This is a genomic window from Streptomyces canus 299MFChir4.1, assembly GCF_000383615.1.
Taxonomy (GTDB): Bacteria; Actinomycetota; Actinomycetes; order Streptomycetales; family Streptomycetaceae; genus Streptomyces; species Streptomyces canus_C.
In genome coordinates this window covers 433,408-451,312 of the sequence record NZ_KB911586.1, presented here as the reverse complement: position 1 = coordinate 451,312, position 17,905 = coordinate 433,408, and the positions used below count along the sequence as shown (strand labels likewise).

Genomic DNA, 17,905 nt, shown 5'->3' with positions numbered 1-17,905 from the left:
ACTCACGAACACCATCCGCACCACGGGAATCGAGAGACACGTTCGTGGACACCACCACCGAGCCACTGGCCGCAGACCCGGACATCATCCGGGCCTGGCTCGCCCCCCACTTCGAGGCGCCAGGCCTCATCTCGATCTGCGCCAAGGGGAACTGGACCGGGATCCAGACCGACGACCTCGACCGAGCCGTGGCCTGGGCCCTCGACCAGGACCGTGCCGGAGCCGAAGGCATCTACTGCCGGGTCACCACCGTCGCCAGCCGGTTCCCCGCCGGAAGCCGCGGCAGTGCCCGCGACTCCCGCGCCCTCTTCGGCATGTGGTCCGACATCGACTACGGCAACGACCTCCACAAGGCGACCGGCCTGCCCGCCAACGCCGACGAGGCCCGCGACATCCCGCGCTTCGCGAAGCTCCCCGAACCCACCCGCGTCGAGAACTCCGGTGCCGGCCTTTACGCCTGGTGGGAGTTCGACCAGCCGCTCGTCATCGGCAAGGACATCGACTTCGACGAGGCCGCAGAGCTCGCCGGGGACTGGCAGAACATCCTGCTCGGCGGCGCGAAGACGATGGGCGTCAGCTACGGAACCGGCGTGCGGGATCTGGCGCGGGTGCTGCGCCTGCCCGGTACCGTCAACCGGAAGCCTGGCCGGACGCCCGTGCCGTGCCGGGTCGTCGAGGACGGTGGCCTCCGGTACAGCCTCGACGACGTCCGGAATCTGGCCGCGGACCTGAAGCCGAAGCCGAAGAAGCGGACGCCCCCGAAGCCGTCCGCGCCGCGCGCCAAAAAGTCACGGCCCAGCTCGGCCCACGGCGGCCGCGGACCGATGGAGATCCTCGGCGACCACGCTTGCTGCGGCGAGATCCTCATGCAGGTCGGCGCCACCTACGCCGAGCAGCTGCCCGGCAACTGCTCGTACTGCGGCGGCGGATGCCAGCGCTGGAATCGACCTGGCTGGACAGACGGCTGCTCCAAGGACGGCATCGCCGTCCACAAAGAGGGCGCCGCCGTCACTATCCGCACCGACAACTTCCCCGGCATCGACCCGGCTGCGATCGGTCACGTCCTCTCCCCGGGCCAGTTGTTCGCCGCCTTGCACCACGGCGGCGACGAGTCCGAGGCCTCGCGCGACATCATCCGCGCGGCGCACGGCCGCGACGGAGCGACGGCCGCCGCGCGCTCCCTGCCCACCGCCGTGCTCGACGACGTGCGCCAGGCCACCGCCCGCGACGAGGAGGCCGCCGGGCAGCCGGAGGCGGAGGCGGCCGCCGAGGAGGACGAGCCGGAGGCGCCGCCCGCCGGATCCCCGGCCGCGCTGCTCGCCGACTTCCTCGAGCAGATGGAGACCTACGTCCACCTCTCCGACCACGGGCACATCATCTTCGCCCTCGCTGTCGCCGTGTCCTCCGACCTCGACGGCGAACCGCTGTGGGGCATGCTCGTCGGGCCGCCGTCCGGCGGGAAAAGCGAAGCCGTCAAAGCGCTCGACGACAGCGCCGACGAACACGTCGACGACATCACCGGCCCCGCCCTCCTGTCGTGGATGCCAGGCAAGAACCCCAAGCCCGCGGGCATCCTCACCCGCATCCCCAGCCGCGCGTTCGTCACCATCAGCGACTTCTCCACCGTCCTCGCCACCTCCGACCGCGGCGGCCGCGACACCCTGTTCGCCCTCCTGCGTCGCGCCTACGACGGCCACGTAGTCCGCGAGGTCGGCAACTCCCCGCGCCCGCTCACATGGACCGGCCGGCTGACGCTGCTCGCTGCCGTCACCCCCGCCATCGACAACTTCTCATCCCACACCGATGCCCTCGGCCCGCGCTGGCTGTACTGCCGGCTGCCCGAGACCGACAACAGCCACAAGAAGGCGACCGTCCGCAAACGTCGGAAGATCGAAGGGCTTGCCGAGAAGCAAGCCGAAGCCCGCCGCCGCGCCACCGTCCTCGTCCAGGCCGCGCGTCGCGCCGTAACCGAGGTCGAGCTCGACGACGAGATGTACGACCAACTTGAGGACGCGGCCATGCTCACGTGCCTCGGCCGCGCTGCAGTCCCCCGACACGCTTACGGCAAGCGCGAGATCGACGGCATCCCCGTCATTGAGGAACCCGCCCGCGTCACCGGGCAGATCGTGTCCCTCGCCAAGTCGCTGCTCGCCCTCGGCGTCCCCCGCGGCCAGGCTCTCGCGCTCGCCGGGAAGTGCGCGCTCGACACGGTGCCCCAGGCGCGGCTCACGATCCTGAGACGCCTCGCGGACGCCGAGCAGCTGACCGTGTCCGATGTGCGCCGCCTCACCGGCCTGAACCGGCACGTCGCCCGCCGGGCGCTGGAGGACATGGAAGTCCTCGACCTCACCACGTGCCTGCGCAGCCAGCAGGACGAGGACACAGAGGAGACCGGCTTCCCGTCGACGAACCCCTGGAAGTTGGGCGCGGAGAAGGACCTCGTGGTGCGGGTGTTCGACGCGCAGCACGCAACCGAACAAGAGAGCGATTCGGTGAGCTCTCCCTTGGCACGAAGTGTTGGTTACCCAACCCCAACCCCCCCAAATAAAGAGCCCGATGATCTTGGAAACGGCTCGTCAGAGGGTTTCGGTACGCGCGCAACCCACACTTCGGGCCAAGCAACACCCCAGGCAGCGCCGTCCCCAGCGCCCGAAGACGCCGGGCTGTGGGACGTGCCGCTCGAAGAGCCCGACGACTACTGGGCCGAAGCCAGCTGAAGGGGTGCGCCATGAACGTCAACGACATCGTCGCCGCCAAGATCGAGGCCGCCCGGATCCGAGCCGAGAACGCGAAGCGTCGGCGCGCGGCCCTCGCCGCGGCCCGTCAGCGAGGCCTCGCCGCCCGGCACGCCCAGAAGCTCCGCAACCTCAACCGTGTCGATACGGACACGGTTGCCAATCCCGAGAAGGAGAACAGCTGATGGCTGGAGAGACCGTCATCTCGATCGTCGGCAACCTCGTCGACGACCCCGAGCTGCGCTTCACCCCGGCTGGCGTCGCCGTCGCCCGCTTCCGAGTTGCCTCCACCCCGCGCACCTTCGACAAGCAGGCCAACGAGTGGAAGGACGGCGACAGCCTGTTCCTCACCTGCTCGGCCTGGCGCAAGCTCGGCGAGAACGTCGCCGAGTCCCTGGCCCGCGGCATGCGGGTCATCGTCCAGGGCCGCCTCAAGCAGCGCAGCTACGAGGACAAGGAGGGCGTGAAGCGGACCGTGTACGAGCTCGACGTCGACGAGGTCGGGCCGAGCCTCGCCCGGGCCACGGCGAAGGTCGAGAAGAACCCGGCGGGCGGCGGCAATGGTGGCAGTACGCCCACGGATGACCCGTGGGCCACGGCCAAGCCCGCCAACGGCCAGCAGCAGAACGGCGGATGGGGCGGCGGCCAGCAGCAGCCCGCCGCGCAGGGTGCTGGCTACTCCGACGAACCGCCCTTCTAGGAGGCCGACATGAGCAATCACGACATCACCCTGCTCGCCCTCGGGGGCGCAGTGGGCATGGACCTGATGCTGCTCCTCCAGATGGTTTTCGCCATCCTCGACGACCGCCGCACACGCAAGACGCTGCGCGCCCACGAGGCCAAGCTCGCGGCCGCACGAGAGACGGCCCGAGCATGACCGCCAGCTGCGGCCTGTGCGAGCGCGACCTCGAGCACGGCTACCTCTGCCCGGGCGACACCCTCGCTCTGGCCGAACGGCTCGACCGCATGCCGAAGATCTACAGCGCGCTCGCCGGGTTCCTCAGCCCGGCGAGCCGCGCCACCACCGAGTTCGTCACCCGCAGCCATGCGGCCGCCACCCTGCCCGTCGACGAGGCCGTCCTCGACCTCCGATACGGCGGCATAGCCCTCGTCCTCGAGGGCTGGCGCTCCGACGTACAACGCGTGCGCGGCTGGGGCGAACCTGCCGTCACGGGCGACGTCGAGGAGCGCGTGCACCGCGCCGCCAGGTGGCTGGGCATGGAGCTCTCGTGGATCGCCGACGCCTACCCGGCTGCCGGCGACCTCGCGAGTGAGATCCGCGAACTGGAGGGCGCCGCCCTGTCCATCATCGGCGCCACCCCTGACCGCGGTAAGCGCATCGGCAACTGCGTCGCCGTGGACGCGTCCGGCGCCATCTGCGGGGCCGTCCTGCGCCACCGTTCCGGCGAGACGCGACTCGTCTGCCCGTGGTGCACCTGCACCTACGAGTCCACGGACTTCCTGATGTTGAAGACGCTCCAACCGGACGCCGACAACGCCAGCGAGGACGCGATCAACGCGTCGGAGACGCAGGCGAGTTGAACGCGCTGATTCCGTAACAGACCTGTACGGACCGCCAGATAGTATGGCAAGCTCTAATCTGTACTCACAAAAGAAGACGGCCCCCGCCGGTGCTGGTAACACCGAACGAGGGCCTGACCGAACTCCCTGACTCAACCAAGGAGACGGCTGTGGCCGATCTTTTCGCGCGCCCCGACGCGCCCGCAAGTTCCGCGATCCGCGAACCCCTCTACGGGGCAGCCGCCGACCGCGTCCGCGACCAGCTCCGCGAGTCCTGCGACCTCGACGTCGCCATCAGCGTCGCCCGGAAGATGCTCGCCGCCTACAGCGACACCAGCAGCTTCGGCGAGTTCGGCTACGCCCAGGCCCACGGAGCGCTCTCCGAGTCCCTGCGCATCCTGCTCCGCGCCCTCGGCGCCGAGGCGGGCGAGGGCCAGTGAGCACCGAACCCCGCACCGCCGTGGTGAACATCTTCGTCACCAAGCCCCTGCAGATCGACGAACCGTCCTGGTGCGCAGGCGAGCACGACCAGCGCGCCGGATACAAGGTCGACATCTCCCACGACGGGCCCGAGCACGTCATCGCCCCCGGCGGCCGCGAGATGTTCAAGGCATTCCTCACCCAGGCCCCGTTCGCCACCCGCGACCGCACCGTCGGCCTGTACGTCGAGGTCGCCGACCTCACTGGCACCTGCACCCCGGACGAGGTCGAGCAGCTCGCCACCGATCTCGAGGCCGCCGCCGAGCAGCTGCGCGCGCTCGGACGGCAGCTCGCCGAGATCCTCGCCGGAGGCACCGCGTGAGCACCCCCAACACCATCGGAACCTGGGTCCGCAGAGGCTCGCTCACCGCCGGCATCTGCTACACCGCAACCGCCGAGTACGAGCTCGCGCGCAGACTCGGCGCCGTCATCCCGGTCGCCGTCATGCTGCCCCTGGCCATCGACTTTTACGTGATCGCCGCCCTGCGCTGGTTCCGCGCCTTCGATGTCGCCCTGTCGCTGATGCTCATGGGCGCCGCCCAGGTCGCCGCCCACGCCCTCGAAGCGGGCGTCGTCCAGGTCGACCTCAACCTCGTCGCCGTCGTCTCCCTGCTCGTGCCGATCGCCCTCTGGCGTACACACGCACTCGCCAGGCAGACGCCACAGGACGCCACCTTGTCCGCCACCGTCCCGCCCGTCCCCGACCAGACGCCCAGCGTCCCGGAGCCCGTCGAGTACACCCTCGACCGCGACGACGAGCAGGACGCACCCGAGACGCCTCAACTCCCGCCCGGGACGGGCCAGGACGCGGTGTCCGCAATTGCAGACACGCCCGTCCTGCTCACGTCCAAGGACGTCGCCGACCGGTTCGGCGTCGACCCCTCCACGGTCCGCAGCTGGGTCGCCAACGGGACGCTCACCGTCCACGACAAGACGCCCCGCGGACACAACCTCTTCCACCCCGACAAGCTCCCCCAGGAGGCCCGGACATGAAGCTGCTCATCCTCGGCGCCCTGCTCGGCCTCCTGCTCCTGTACCCGTCGCTCCTCGCGGTCGTCGCGGCCGTCGCCGCGGCCCTGCTGTCCCAGCCCGTGATCGGCGCGTTCGTCCTCGGCGTCGTCCTCGGTCCTCGACTGACCAGGATTTTCACCGGTAGCAGTAAGAAAGGCCTGGCATGAGTGACGCCCTCGACAAGGCCGAGGCCGCGGTCAGAGACGCGGCCGCGAACACGGACGTCGTCCGGATCGTCGCCGCTGTCCTCGCCACCCAGCAGGCCACCCAGCAGCAGCCCGCACCGCCGCCGGCCGCCCGGGCGCCGCGGCGCATCCCCGCCAGCTACGTGGTGCTCGGCATCGTCGGCGCGGGTGCGGTCACCGCGCTCGCCATGGCCGCCGCCCTGCTCGCGGTCGCCGTCGCCATCGGCGGCACCTGCGCCACCGTCTGCCTGCTCGTCCTGCGCAGCATGTGGCGCGACTTTCAGAAGGGCAAGTGACCATGCCGAAGCGGCAGAAGGTCCAGATCATCGCGTGCGCGGACGACCCCCGCGCGGCTGGAAAGACCGGCGAGGTCATCGACGAGGCCCCGCCCGGCGAGCTCACCGAGGGCCGTTGGACGGTCCGCGTCGACGCCTTCTGGATCGCCGACGTCTTGTGCGAGTCCAGCGAAATCCGCCCCATCTGACCAGGAGGAACCTGATGGACCGAACCAAGCACCTCGCTCTGGCCGACTCCGCTGTAACCCGGGCCGAACGGCTCGCCGGGGACGCCGAGCGCTACGCCACCAGCGCCGAGCCGAACCTCCACTCCCGGGTTCAGGGGTACGCCGAGGCCGGCACCTTGTGGGCGGACATCGCCCGCACCCACGCCCGCATCGCCGCCGTCCTGCCCGAGACCGATGAGAAGGCGGAGGCCTGACCCGTGGCCGATGACCTGAGCTTTTCCGACTTCACCCGCGGCGAGCAGCTGCACCTGGTCGCCCTGCACGCTCGGATGGCCAAGCGCGGCCTGGCTGGTACGACGGTTGACCTGAGCGACCTGCAGAAAAAGGTCCGGCGCATCGAGAAGACGGCGGAACGCCGCAAGAAGAACGGCAAGAAGTAGCCACCCCGGGGACGGCGTCCTACCGCCAAGTCGACCGCCGTCCCCGGGCGTCCCGCAGCCCAACAAGGAGCAGGAAGCCCCAGCATGACAATCACCCTCATCAAGACGCCAGAGGACGCCGAGGACGCCCACCCGAAAGAGGAGTCCTCGACCCGTCCCGAACGCCGCCGCGCCCGCTACCTCCGCATCGCCAAAGCCGCCCTCGCCGACGAACGCGTCCGCACCACAGGACGCCTCGCCGTCCGCCACGCGTCCTACGTCGCCGGCGGCACACGCGTCGTCGCCCGACGAGCCTGGGACGGCCGCAGCGCCTCCCGCTACGAGCGCATGATCCGGGCCGCCGAAGCCGCCGGCCTCCTCGAAGAGGTCAAGGAATGGGAAGCCCGCGGCCACCAGTTCCGGGCCGCCCGCCACAAGCGGCGCATGGACATGCTGCAGCTTGCCCTCAACCTGCCCAAGGCCACCGCCTCCGCAGCCGTCGGGACCGGCGGCCTGCTGCTGATGCTCGGCATCCTGCTCGCCTGGGCCAACCACGACGTCCACGACGTCCTCACGCCCATCGAAACCGTCGTCGACTTGGTCCGCTGGGTCGCGCTCATCGCAGGCATCGTCTGGGGGCCCGCTCTCGCCGCCGCCCCATGGATCGCCCTCGCCGCCATCTGGGCCGTCGGACGCAACCGCCACACCGCACCCCAGTGGGCCCTGCCTGCACAAGTCCGCGACCTCGGCGGACCCATCACCCCGTCCATCGTGGTCACAGCCTTCCGCGACCTCGGAATCGCCGCCCTGCGCAAGGCGCTCGAAGACATGGCCGACATGGGCGCCGCCATGCTCTCCCCCATCGTCATCGCAGGCTGCGGCGTCGAGGTCGACGTCACCCTGCCCACCGGCGTCTCCACCGAGGAGATCCAGAAGCGGCGCCGCAAGCTCGCCGAGAACCTCAACCGGCACGAACACGAGGTGTTCATCACCATCCCGCCAGCCGCCCGCACCGTCCGCCTGTGGATCGCCGACTCCGGAGCCCTCGACGAGCCCATCGGGCCGTCGCCGCTGGTCACCGACCCCGACGTCCGCGCCAACTACAAGACCGGCCGCGCCCCTTGGGGCCAGTCCCTGCGCGGCGACGCCGTCGCGCTCAGCCTGTACCAGCGCATGCTCCTCATCACCGGCCTGTCCAACCAGGGCAAGACCGCCAGCCTGCGCGCCCTCGCCCTGTGGCTCGCCTTCGACCCCACCGTCGAGTTCTGGATCGGCGACCTCAAGGGCGTAGGCGACTGGGCCATGTTCGAGGCCCTGGCCAAGGTGCTCATCCAGGGCCCGACCGACGAGCACGCCTGCGCCGTAACCGAGATGGTCGAGGCCGCCGTGAAGGAGATGGAGGACCGTCTCCAGGCGCCGCCCGGCACCGTCCACGATCCGCTCGTCGTCATCGTCGACGAGGCGCAGGTCGCGTTCATGAACCCGCTCAAGGACGACAACAAGCTGCCCTATGGCGGCAAGAAGGCCACCAGCAGGTACTTCATGGCCTGCCGGCGCCTCCACAACCAGGGCCGCGCCGTCAACGTCACCCTGTGGCAGGGCACGCAGGACCCCACCGACGAGAACCTCCCCAAGTTGGTCCGCGAGGGCGCGCACACCCGCGCCTCCCTCGTCGTCGGCACCGAATCCCAGGCCAAGATGGCACTCGGAGACAAGGCCGTCGACGGCGGCGCAGCCCCTCACCTGCTGCGTCAGGGCCTCGACAAGGGCACGGTCGTCGTCGCCTCCGACGGCATCGACATCCCGGCCGGCGAGGCCTCCATCACCGTCCGGACCCACTTCATCGACACCGAACCGGCCAAGGAGATCGCCGAGCGCGCCAAGCAGCTGCGCAACGGCGTCGCCACCGTCCACCAGCTGACGCCCGTCAAGGACGTCGACCCGCTCGCCGACATCGCCCACATCTTCGGCACCGACACCCGCGTCCTCACCCGGGACGTCCTCCAGCGCCTCACCGCCCTCAACGCGGCCGTCTACAAGGAGTGGAACAACAGCGACCTCAAGGAATACCTGGAGCAGTACGACGCCGCCCCGTACAAGTCCAACGGCGTCATGGTCGTCGACCGCCAGACGGTCCGCGACGCCCTCGCCGCCCGCGACGCGGCGTAGAGGGAGCCTGGAGGGATCAGGGAGTTCTCCCTGAAAGCCTCCCTGAGAGCCTCCCTGCGGTTGACCTGCAATGACGTAGCCACAGGGAGGCAGGGAGGCCGTTTGCGAGGGACGCGCTGTCCCCCGCATATGGCCTCCTTGGCGCCCGCTATGGCCTCCCTCCCTGCCGCATCATGGGGTCATGGAGTCGCAGATGATCCGGCCCGGCCACCTCACCGCTCACCAGACCGCGCAGCAGCTCGGCATCACCCTCGGAGGTGTCCGTCTGCTCGTCCACCGCGGCCAGCTGCAGCGCTCAGGCGGCACACCCCGACAGCCCTGGTACGCCGTCACGGACGTGGCCGCACTGCTCGCCAAGCGGCAACAGCGCGACGCCGCTTGACCGCAGGTCAGACAGCGTGTAACGATCTCGGTGAACAACTGTGCCCCCAGACGGCACCACAGACGCATGACGAAGCCCCGGCCAATCCCCCCGGTCCGGGGCTTCGCCATGCTCAGGGGAGGCAGCCATGGCCACACGCCGGCGCCGCCCCTGCCTCGTATGCGGCACCCTCACCCGCAACCCCTCACGCTGCGACCCATGCCAAGCAGCGTGGCAGCAGCAGCAGGACAGAGTGCGAGGCAGCGCACACCAGCGTGGCTACACCCAGCAGTGGCGCACCACCGCAGCCCAGGCAGTAGCCCAGCACAGGGCCGAGCATGGCGACTGGTGCCCTGGCTGGAAGGTCCCGGCCCATTCCGCCACCGACCTCACTGCGGACCACATCGCCCCGAAAGCACAAGGCGGCACAGATTCCCCGGACAACGTCCAAGTACTGTGCCGCCCCTGCAACAGCCGCAAGCGAGATCAGCCCTGCTGACCCCACGTCGTACCTGGCTGCACCTGGTACGCCTGCGGCGCCGGCACCTGCGCCCGGCGGAAGATGAGGAACGCGCTCACGTTCTGCCCCTTGCCCGGCAGGAACGTCGACTGGTCGAGCCGCCACCCCGCGGACTCCACCGCCTCAATCTGCTCGGCCACACCGGACAGCGACCCACCCCAGTTGTCGTTCCAGCCGCCCTCGTTCACACGACAGGCGAACACCTGCCGTCCCTCCGAGATGGCGCGCGCTGCCTGCTCGGCAATCGACTTGGCCTTCGCGTCCTTGATGAACCCCATAGGAACCCCCACAGTTCGGCCGCTCCCCAGCGGCAAGAGCGCAAGGCTACCGACCGGCATGCGCCGCCGTCCCCTGGTGGTCGGCAGCAGCCACGGCAGTCCCCCAAGTCGACCGGGGTCACCCCACGTGACCAGCGCGGCTCGCGCCGTCGCATAAGGGGGGCGGGGTCGATCTTGAGATGATGATCGTCTTCGGACCCGGCCCCCCATCCCCCACACGGCGACGCGAAAATGGGCCGGTTTTTGATCTAGTTCCTTTTCGGGGGTGCTGATCATGACCGCAGGTCGACCGCCAACGCCCACAGAACGTAAGCGCCGAACTGGCAACCCGGGCAAGAGGAACCTCCCCGAGCCCGTCGTGCACCTCGCCGCCGTCGCCGACACTCCGCCACCGCCCGACACCCTCGGCGAGACCGGCCAACGCACCTGGGAACGGCTCTGGACGGCCGGGCAGGCATGGCTGTCCCCGGCGACCGATCTGGACGTGCTGACGCGGCTGTGCGAGGCGCACGACGAGCGTGAAGCGATGCGGGACCAGGTCGCCCAGGACGGCTACATGGTGACCGGCTCCATGGGCCAGATGCGGGCGCACCCGCTGCTCTCCGAGATCCGCGCGCTGGAGTCCCAGATGACCAAGTGGGAGTCCCTGTGCGGTTTCACGCCGACCGACCGGGCCCGGCTCGGGTACGCGGAGGTGAAGCGTGCCTCCAAGCTCGAAGAGCTCGTCCAGCGGAGGACAGCGCGCCTCCAGGGCGGCGGGTAGCTGGCCGCCGCGGTTCCTGACCGCGGTCCCCGCCGCGGACGTGAAGCGCGGCGACGGCCCGGACGTCGCCGACTTCATTGAGACGCTCTGCGTCGTCACGAAGGACACGTTCGCGGGCCCGTCCGGCTCGCCGCTGCTGCTCAGGCCGTGGCAACACAAGCTGTTGGGCCACCTGTTCGCCCGCCGCCGGGATGGACGCCGTCGCCATCGTGTGGCCCTGGTCGGCGAGCCGCGGAAGAACGGCAAGAGCGGCCTCGGCGCGGGGATCGCCCTGGATGGCCTGTTCGAGGGCACCGGCGCCGAGGTGTACTCCTGCGCCGGCGACAAGGAGCAGGCCCGCATCGTCTTCGGCGACGCCCGGCGCATGGTGGAGAACAGCCCGGACCTGTCCGAGGCCATCAAGGTCTACAAGGACGCGCTCGAGGTGCCGAGCACGGGCAGCGTCTACCGCTGCCTGTCGGCGGAGGCCTTCACCAAGGAGGGCCTCTCGCCAACGCGGGTGCTCTTCGACGAGCTGCACGTGCAGCCCAACGACGAGCTGTTCAACGTGATGGCGTTGGCGGCCGGCGCCCGCGTCGACCCGATGCTGATCGGCATTACGACGGCCGGCGTGAAGACGGACTCCAGTGGCAGGGACTCCATCTGCTTCCGGCTCTTCCAGTACGGGCAGAAGATCGCCGCGGGCGAGGAGGTTGACCCCTCGTTCTTCATGGCTTGGTGGGGCGCCCCTGACGAGGCGGATCACCGGCTGGCCGCGACGTGGGCGATGGCGAACCCCGCCTTCGGTGATCTGATCGACCCGGAGGACTTCGAGGCCGCGGTGAAGCGGACCCCGGAGGCGGAGTTCCGCACGAAACGGCTGAACCAGTGGGTGAACACAGCCGTGACGTGGCTGCCCGCCGGCGCCTGGGACGCCTGCCTCGGCGGCGACGGCATCGAGGATGGCGACGAGGTCTGTCTCGGCTTCGACGGCTCGTTCAACGGTGACAGCACGGCGCTGGTCGTCGTCTCCTGCGGCGAGGTGCCGCACGTGGACGTCGTCGAGGCCTGGGAGAAGCCGTCGGACGCCGGCCACGACTGGAACGTGCCGATCCTGGAGGTGGAGGCCGCCATCCGGGCCGCCTGCCGCCGCTGGAACGTGCGGGAGATCGTGTGCGACCCGTACCGGTGGGGCCGCACGTACCAGGTGCTGGAAGACGAGGGCCTGCCGGTCGTCGAGTTCCCGCAGTCTCCGGCCCGCATGATCCCGGCGACGACGCGCTTCTACGAGGCCGTCATGAACCGCTCGCTCACGCATTCCGGTGACCCACGGCTTGCCCGGCACCTGTCGAACTGCGTGGTCAAGACCGACTCGCGCGGCTCGCGCCTGTCGAAGGACGCGAAGAACAGCCCCCGAAAGATCGACCTCGCCGTGGCCGCGGTCATGGCCCACGAACGGGCCTGCCAGGAACCCGAACCCGAGCCGACGCCGCAGTTCTTCAGCTGGGCCGACCTGTAGGAGGTGCCCGTGCGCGTCTGGACACGGATCCGGGCCCTGCGCATCCCCAAGCCCGCCCGGCCGCGCCGCCTGCTGACGGATGTGATGGATGTGGCCGGCCTGGGCTGCCTCGTCGGGGCCGCCTGGTGGTGGCAGCCCATCATCGGCCTGGCCGCGCTCGGCCTGGTCCTGCTCTACATCGGATGGGCGGTGGACCAGTGAGCCTTTCCCGCCGCGTTGCCGAGCGCCGCACCGTCGCGCAGTTCGGGGACAGCAGCATCCCCACGAACGGCTCCCTGATGACGCCGACGGCGTCCGGCGTCGCCGTCAACGACCAGACAGCCATGCAGCTGATCGCCCTGCAGGCGTGCGTGCGCATCCTGTCCGCGGCGATCTCCCGACTGCCCCTGAACGCGATGGTCACCCGTGGCGGCGTCCAAGTACCGACCCCGACGGCCCCCACCATCGTGGTCGACCCCTTCGGCGGCGCCAGCAGTACTCAATTCCCGACCCGCCGCGCCGGCCTGAAGCAGCTGGCCATCTCCCTGCTGCTGCGCGGCAACGGCTACGGCATGGTCACCGCCTGGGACTACCTGTACCGGCCCTCTCGGATCGCTGTCCTTCACCCTGACCAGGTCAAGGTCACGATGAACGATGACGGTAGCCGCGACTACGAGGTCAACCGCATCAAGGTCGACAACCCGAACTCGATGCTGCACCTGACCGGGATGTGCATGCCCGGCTCGCCGACCGGCATGTCCCCGGTCAGCTACGCCCGGCAGTCCATCGGCCTCGGGCTGGCTGCCGAGCAGTACGGCGCCCAGTACTTCGGCAAGGGCGCCCACATGACGGGTGTCATCACCGTGCCCGGCGACCTCGATAAGAAGCGCGCGCGGGAGATGAAGGAGGGTTTCGAGGCCTCGCACTCGGGCCTGCCCAACGCGCACGCGATCGGCGTCCTGTCCGGCGGTGCGGCCTGGACGAACATCTCTGTCACGCCCGAGGACGCCCAGTTCCTCGGCACCCGCGCGGCGCAGAACCTCGACATGGCGATGCTGTATGGCGTCCCGCCGCACATGCTCGGCCAGGTCGATCGCACCACCAGCTGGGGTACGGGCATCGAGCAGCAGGCTCTCGGTTTCCGCGTGTGGACCCTGGATGACTGGCTGGGGACGTTCGAGGACGCCTGGACGGCCATGCTGCCGCGCGGCCAGGCCGCCGTGTTCGACACCAGTGAGCTGGAACGCACCGACACCGCCGGCCGCTGGTCCTGGTACGCCACGGCTCGAACCATCGGCGGCATGACGCAGAACGAGATCCGGGCCAAGGAGAAGCTGCCGCCGATCGAGGGCGGCGACGACATCGCCGCGCCCCTCAACAGCGCGCACTCAGGCGACACGGCACCCCCGTCCCCGCCCGAGCAGCCACCGCCGGACGATCCTCCGGCACCCACGAAGTAGGAGGCCGTGATGCCTGACCTGTCCGTGCGGGCCGACCGGCCCGCGACCCTGCAGCACCGCGCCGTTCCTTTCCGGGACGTCGAACTGCGCGCCAAGCAGAGCGGCACCGGCGGCGACGCGCTGACCTTCACCGGGTACGCCTGCATCACCGAGGTCGGCTACGAGATGGAGGACTGGCTCGGCCCCTTCACGGAGGTCGTGCGCCAGGGCGCCTTCACCAAGACGCTCGCTGAGAACGCGGATGTGCCATTCCTCGTCAACCACGAGGGACTGACCCTGGCCCGCACGAAGTCCGGGACGATGCGGCTGGCCGAGGACGACACCGGCCTGCACACCGAGGCCGACCTGGACCCGGCCAGCCCGCACGTGCAGGCCCTGCGCTCGGCAATGGACCGCGGCGACGTCGACGAGATGAGCTTCGGTTTCTGGATCATCCGTCAGCAGTGGTCGCCCGACTTCGACCAGCGCGACATCCTCGAGGTCTCCCTACATAAAGGCGATGTGTCGATCGTCAACTACGGAGCCAACCCCAACACGGCTGGCGCCCAGCTGAATGCGCGTGACGTGCAGTCACAGCTGCAGCGGCTGGACCCGAATGAGCGGCGCGAGGTGTTCGACCGGCTCGCCGCCGAGTTCTCCAAGACCACCGAGCCCCCGGCGTCCGCCGCGCTCGGCCTGTACGCAGCGCGCGCCCGCGCGCTGGCCCTGTAACACCGCCTGCCGCCCGCGCCGGAGCCGCGCCGGCCGCCCACGCCGGACCCCACCACGGGGCACCACCTGGGCGGTCACCCGAGCCACCACCCGAGCTTCGCAGGCACGCCCGCACCACCCCGACCAAGCAGAGAGGGCAGCGATGTCCAAGGCGTTCATCCAGGCTCTCCAGAAGCGGCGTGCCGAGCAGAAGACTCAGCTCGAAGCGCTGCTGGAGACGCCCACCAAGGAAGCCCGCGACCTCAACGAAGAGGAGCGCGGCAAGTTCGAGGCCATCGAGACGGAGATCCGTGCCATCGACGCACGTATCGCCGAACTCGACGAGCAGGCCCGCGCCGACGAGAAGGCCGCTGAGACGGCCAAGCGCTACAACCTGTCGCAGCCCGGCGAGGGCGTCCAGTCCGAGCCCGCGACCTACCAGCGCGGCGACCGGCACTCCTACTTCCTCGACCTGATCCGCAGCGACATGGGCCGCGGCGACGGCGACGGCGGCGTGCAGGCCGCCCGGGAGCGGCTCGCCCGGCACGGCCGCGAGGTCGACGCCGAGATGCCCAAGCGCGACGCGCGACGGGCTGCACGCGCCGAGCAGGAGCTGCGCGGCATCGACCGGGGCAGCGTCTTCGAGAAGCGCGTCAACCCCAACCGCACGGACGGGCAGGGCGGCAACTTCGTCCCGCCGCTGTGGCTGATCGACGAGTACATCGACCTGCCGCGCTTCGGCCGGACCTTCGCCAACTCGGTACGCAACCTGACGCTGCCGACCGGCACCGACAGCATCAACGTGCCGAAGATCGCGACCGGTACGGCGACGGGCGTGCAGACCGCGGACGCCGCGGCCGTCACCTCGCAGGACCTGACCGACACGTTCGTGACCGCCCCCGTGCGCACGATCGCGGGCCAGCAGGACATCGCGATCCAGCTGCTCGACCAGTCGCCCGCCGCCTTCGACGAGATCGTCTTCGCCGACCTGATCGCCGACTACAACCAGCGCCTCGACCTGCAGTGCCTCAACGGCTCCGGCTCGGCGGGCCAGCTCAAGGGCGTCCTCAACGTCTCCGGCATCAACGCGGTCACCTACACCGACGCCACGCCGACGCTCCCGGAGACCTACCTGCCGTTCATGCAGGCCCTGTCCCTGGTGGCGAAGAACCGCAAGATGATGGCGACGGCCGCGTTCCTCACGCCGTCGCGCTGGTACTGGATGGCGTCTCAGCTCGACTCGCAGAACCGGCCGTTCATCCTCCCGGAGACCAACAACCCCTTCAACCCGCTGGCCCTGCAGACCGGCGGCGACGTCGAGGGCCCGGTCGGGCGGGTGCTGAGCACCCCGCTGCTCGCCGACGGCAACATCCCGACGAACCTCGGCGCGGGCACCAACGAGGACCGCATCATCGTGGCCCGCACGAGCGACATGTACCTGTGGGAGGGGTCGATGCGGACCCGCGTCCTGCAGGAGGTACTTTCCGGGACGCTGCAGGTGCGCCTGCAGGTCTACAACTACGCCGCGTTCATGGCCGACCGGCGCCCGGAGGCCATCTCGGTCATCTCCGGTACCGGCGTCATCGCTCCGACCGGCTTCTGATCCCGCCAGCTCCCCGGGCCGCCGACTGAGGGTGCGGCGGCCCGGGGCCTTCCCCAGTGAGGAGAGTGCGCGATGCACGATCGCGTCGCTGAACTGGCCGGACTCCGTGCGGAGCTGGCCATCTGCAAGAACGGTCCGCGCGAGTCGCGGCGAGAAACGGCCGGACAGGTCCAGGAGCAGATCGACCGCGTGCGCGGCGAGCTCGACGCCGAAGCGGGCGAGCTGGAAAAGCGCGCCGAGCAGCTGCTCGCCGACGGCCAGGACGGCGCGGCAGGCACGGCACGCGAGCAGGCCCGCACCATCCGCGAAGTCCTCGAAGCCGACCAGGGCAGCGAGTCGCCGAAGCGCGGCGGCAAGCGGACCGCCTCGGCCGCGAAGCCTCCTGAGACCCGCTGACTGAACGGAAGGGGGGCGCCATGCCGCTGCTCTACTACACCGGCCAGGACGTGCGCCTGTCCGAGCTGGTGCTCGACGACACCGGCGCCCCCGCCACCGGCACCCTGACCGTCGCCCTGACGGTCACCGACCCCACCGGCACGGTCACCACCCCGGCCGTCACCTCGGCCGGCGGCGGCCAGTACGTCGCCGCCGTGTCCTCGGTCGCCGTCGCCGGGACGTGGAAGTACCGGTGGACGGCGACCGGTACCGGCGTGGGCTACGCGTCGGAAGGCCAGTTCCAGGTGCGGCCGCTGGGCATCGAGCAGGTCGTCGACCTCGCCTCGGTCAAGGCGCACCTGAACCTGCCGACCACGGACACCAGCCAGGACGCCGAGCTGCAGGGCTTCATCCTCGCCGCCGGGGACCTCGCCCGGGACGTCGTCGGGCCGATGCTGCCCGAGCAGCACACCGAGTGGCACAACGGGGGCTCGCCCACGATCACCCTGGATTGGCAGCCGGTCGCCTCGGTCCAGTCCGTCACTGAGTATGTGTCGGCGTCCACGTGGGTGCTCACCGAGCAGCCGCTGGGCACCTCCACGGACGCCTACGGCTACACCGTCGACCTCGACAAGGGCCAGATCGTGCGCAGGGCGACCGGGGGCGCCGTGTCGTTCCCGCGAGGCATCAAGAACGTCAAGGTCGTCTACACCGCGGGCACGGGCGGCACCATCCCGTGGACCGTGCGGCTGGGCGCGCTGGAGTTGATCCGGCATCTGTTCCAGCTCACCCAGCAAGGTGGCCGGCCGAGGTTCGGGGGGGCCGCGCTGGACGGCGAATCGATGGGCGTGCCGACCGGGTTCGCCCTGCCGCAGCGCGTGCTGGAGCTGTGGCAGCCCTTCAAGCGGCCCCCGGGGATCGCATGACCACGCCGATCGGGGACATCCCCGCCTCCAGCATCCCCGCAGCACGCACCTGGATCTTCGAGGGCCTGCAGGCGCAACTCGCCGGCGCCCAGGGCGTCCTCGTCTGCCTCGACGAGCCGGGCACCTACCAGCCCGACGACATCATCAGCGTCGGCGACGTCCACCAGCAGTACAGCCCCGAAAGTGTCGTCGGCTCCGGCGGATCGCACTGGCTGCGCGAGGACTACACGATCACCGTGACCGTCGACGTCTACCGCGGCGGCGACGACCCCGTCACCGTGTTCGCCCGCGCCCGCCAGCTCGCCGACCTGGTCGTGGCCGTCGTCCGCTCCGACCCGTCCCTGGGCGGTGCGGTCGACCGTGGCAAGCCCGGCACCGTGCAGCACACCAGCGGCTGGTCGGAAGACCACAAGGGCCGCCAAGCCGTCGTCGAGATCGGCATCGACTGTCTCAAGACCCTGTGAGGGAA

The 17,905-nt window shown here is 70.1% G+C and carries 26 protein-coding genes; 25 read left to right on the top strand and 1 reads right to left on the bottom strand.

Going from position 1 to position 17,905, the window contains the following annotated elements; translation table 11 throughout:
• Positions 1 to 44 precede the first annotated feature (44 nt).
• The 16 genes from H293_RS0115820 to H293_RS54855 all read left to right on the top strand — a co-directional run bounded on the left by H293_RS0115820 (position 45) and on the right by H293_RS54855 (position 9,843).
• A complete protein-coding gene (locus H293_RS0115820; RefSeq protein ID WP_020118835.1) occupies positions 45 to 2,717 on the top strand; it encodes a MarR family transcriptional regulator in 2,673 nt (890 codons plus the stop codon).
• Between the two features lie 11 nt (positions 2,718 to 2,728).
• Entirely contained in the window at positions 2,729 to 2,920 is a 192-nt protein-coding gene (locus H293_RS0115815; RefSeq protein WP_020118834.1) for a hypothetical protein, read from the top strand.
• Positions 2,920 to 3,435: a single-stranded DNA-binding protein gene (locus tag H293_RS0115810; RefSeq protein ID WP_020118833.1), complete on the top strand. Its 516-nt coding sequence runs from the start codon at positions 2,920 to 2,922 to the stop codon at positions 3,433 to 3,435. The genes H293_RS0115815 and H293_RS0115810 overlap by 1 nt, the downstream gene beginning before the upstream one ends.
• A 9-nt stretch (positions 3,436 to 3,444) precedes the next feature.
• Positions 3,445 to 3,612 (top strand): hypothetical protein, encoded by a 168-nt coding sequence (locus tag H293_RS59180; RefSeq protein WP_020118832.1) that lies wholly within the window; start codon positions 3,445 to 3,447, stop codon positions 3,610 to 3,612.
• Positions 3,609 to 4,277 (top strand): hypothetical protein, encoded by a 669-nt coding sequence (locus H293_RS0115800; protein ID WP_020118831.1) that lies wholly within the window; start codon positions 3,609 to 3,611, stop codon positions 4,275 to 4,277. The genes H293_RS59180 and H293_RS0115800 overlap by 4 nt, the downstream gene beginning before the upstream one ends.
• Before the next feature lie 149 nt (positions 4,278 to 4,426).
• On the top strand, positions 4,427 to 4,696 hold the full coding sequence (locus tag H293_RS0115795) for a hypothetical protein (RefSeq protein ID WP_020118830.1): 270 nt from the start codon (positions 4,427 to 4,429) through the stop codon (positions 4,694 to 4,696).
• Positions 4,693 to 5,058, top strand: a complete 366-nt coding sequence (locus H293_RS0115790) for a DUF6907 domain-containing protein (RefSeq protein ID WP_020118829.1) — start codon at positions 4,693 to 4,695, stop codon at positions 5,056 to 5,058. Before H293_RS0115795 ends, H293_RS0115790 begins: the two co-directional genes overlap by 4 nt.
• Positions 5,055 to 5,729: a MerR family transcriptional regulator gene (locus tag H293_RS49560; protein ID WP_033415415.1), complete on the top strand. Its 675-nt coding sequence runs from the start codon at positions 5,055 to 5,057 to the stop codon at positions 5,727 to 5,729. Before H293_RS0115790 ends, H293_RS49560 begins: the two co-directional genes overlap by 4 nt.
• The gene (locus tag H293_RS0115780; RefSeq protein ID WP_020118828.1) at positions 5,726 to 5,914 is read left to right on the top strand and encodes a hypothetical protein; all 189 of its coding nucleotides are present in this window, start codon (positions 5,726 to 5,728) and stop codon (positions 5,912 to 5,914) included. Before H293_RS49560 ends, H293_RS0115780 begins: the two co-directional genes overlap by 4 nt.
• Complete coding sequence (locus tag H293_RS0115775) at positions 5,911 to 6,228, top strand: hypothetical protein (RefSeq protein ID WP_020118827.1); 318 nt, start codon at positions 5,911 to 5,913, stop codon at positions 6,226 to 6,228. The genes H293_RS0115780 and H293_RS0115775 overlap by 4 nt, the downstream gene beginning before the upstream one ends.
• Before the next feature lie 2 nt (positions 6,229 to 6,230).
• Positions 6,231 to 6,416, top strand: coding sequence for a hypothetical protein (locus tag H293_RS0115770; RefSeq protein ID WP_033415414.1), 186 nt, complete (start codon positions 6,231 to 6,233; stop codon positions 6,414 to 6,416).
• Between the two features lie 14 nt (positions 6,417 to 6,430).
• Positions 6,431 to 6,649 carry a hypothetical protein gene (locus tag H293_RS0115765; RefSeq protein ID WP_020118825.1) on the top strand — a complete coding sequence of 73 codons (219 nt, stop codon included), beginning with the start codon at positions 6,431 to 6,433 and terminating at the stop codon, positions 6,647 to 6,649.
• Between the two features lie 3 nt (positions 6,650 to 6,652).
• Positions 6,653 to 6,835, top strand: coding sequence for a DUF6257 family protein (locus tag H293_RS0115760; protein WP_020118824.1), 183 nt, complete (start codon positions 6,653 to 6,655; stop codon positions 6,833 to 6,835).
• Between the two features lie 84 nt (positions 6,836 to 6,919).
• Positions 6,920 to 8,983: a P-loop NTPase family protein gene (locus H293_RS0115755; RefSeq protein ID WP_020118823.1), complete on the top strand. Its 2,064-nt coding sequence runs from the start codon at positions 6,920 to 6,922 to the stop codon at positions 8,981 to 8,983.
• A gap of 181 nt (positions 8,984 to 9,164) precedes the next feature.
• On the top strand, positions 9,165 to 9,365 hold the full coding sequence (locus H293_RS0115750; RefSeq protein ID WP_028807884.1) for a hypothetical protein: 201 nt from the start codon (positions 9,165 to 9,167) through the stop codon (positions 9,363 to 9,365).
• A gap of 127 nt (positions 9,366 to 9,492) precedes the next feature.
• Positions 9,493 to 9,843, top strand: coding sequence for an HNH endonuclease (locus H293_RS54855; RefSeq protein WP_033415413.1), 351 nt, complete (start codon positions 9,493 to 9,495; stop codon positions 9,841 to 9,843).
• Here H293_RS54855 and H293_RS0115745 read toward each other — a convergent pair.
• Entirely contained in the window at positions 9,831 to 10,142 is a 312-nt protein-coding gene (locus tag H293_RS0115745) for a hypothetical protein (RefSeq protein WP_020118821.1), read from the bottom strand. The genes H293_RS54855 and H293_RS0115745 overlap by 13 nt on opposite strands.
• Before the next feature lie 274 nt (positions 10,143 to 10,416).
• Here H293_RS0115745 and H293_RS0115740 point away from each other — a divergent pair, with 274 nt between their 5' ends.
• From H293_RS0115740 to H293_RS0115700, 9 genes are all read left to right on the top strand, one after another.
• Positions 10,417 to 10,905 (top strand): phage terminase small subunit P27 family, encoded by a 489-nt coding sequence (locus H293_RS0115740; RefSeq protein WP_078612595.1) that lies wholly within the window; start codon positions 10,417 to 10,419, stop codon positions 10,903 to 10,905.
• Positions 10,844 to 12,403, top strand: a complete 1,560-nt coding sequence (locus tag H293_RS49550) for a terminase large subunit domain-containing protein (protein WP_051138104.1) — start codon at positions 10,844 to 10,846, stop codon at positions 12,401 to 12,403. Before H293_RS0115740 ends, H293_RS49550 begins: the two co-directional genes overlap by 62 nt.
• A 9-nt stretch (positions 12,404 to 12,412) precedes the next feature.
• Positions 12,413 to 12,604: a hypothetical protein gene (locus H293_RS0115730; RefSeq protein ID WP_020118818.1), complete on the top strand. Its 192-nt coding sequence runs from the start codon at positions 12,413 to 12,415 to the stop codon at positions 12,602 to 12,604.
• Positions 12,601 to 13,842 (top strand): phage portal protein, encoded by a 1,242-nt coding sequence (locus H293_RS0115725; protein ID WP_020118817.1) that lies wholly within the window; start codon positions 12,601 to 12,603, stop codon positions 13,840 to 13,842. The genes H293_RS0115730 and H293_RS0115725 overlap by 4 nt, the downstream gene beginning before the upstream one ends.
• 9 nt (positions 13,843 to 13,851) lie before the next feature.
• Positions 13,852 to 14,553 (top strand): HK97 family phage prohead protease, encoded by a 702-nt coding sequence (locus tag H293_RS49545; RefSeq protein ID WP_020118816.1) that lies wholly within the window; start codon positions 13,852 to 13,854, stop codon positions 14,551 to 14,553.
• Between the two features lie 142 nt (positions 14,554 to 14,695).
• Positions 14,696 to 16,135 (top strand): phage major capsid protein, encoded by a 1,440-nt coding sequence (locus tag H293_RS0115715; protein ID WP_020118815.1) that lies wholly within the window; start codon positions 14,696 to 14,698, stop codon positions 16,133 to 16,135.
• Positions 16,136 to 16,207: 72 nt separating this feature from the next.
• Positions 16,208 to 16,531, top strand: coding sequence for a hypothetical protein (locus H293_RS0115710; protein WP_020118814.1), 324 nt, complete (start codon positions 16,208 to 16,210; stop codon positions 16,529 to 16,531).
• 20 nt (positions 16,532 to 16,551) lie between these two features.
• On the top strand, positions 16,552 to 17,436 hold the full coding sequence (locus H293_RS0115705; protein WP_020118813.1) for a hypothetical protein: 885 nt from the start codon (positions 16,552 to 16,554) through the stop codon (positions 17,434 to 17,436).
• Positions 17,433 to 17,900 (top strand): hypothetical protein, encoded by a 468-nt coding sequence (locus H293_RS0115700; protein ID WP_020118812.1) that lies wholly within the window; start codon positions 17,433 to 17,435, stop codon positions 17,898 to 17,900. The genes H293_RS0115705 and H293_RS0115700 overlap by 4 nt, the downstream gene beginning before the upstream one ends.
• Positions 17,901 to 17,905: the final 5 nt, after the last annotated feature.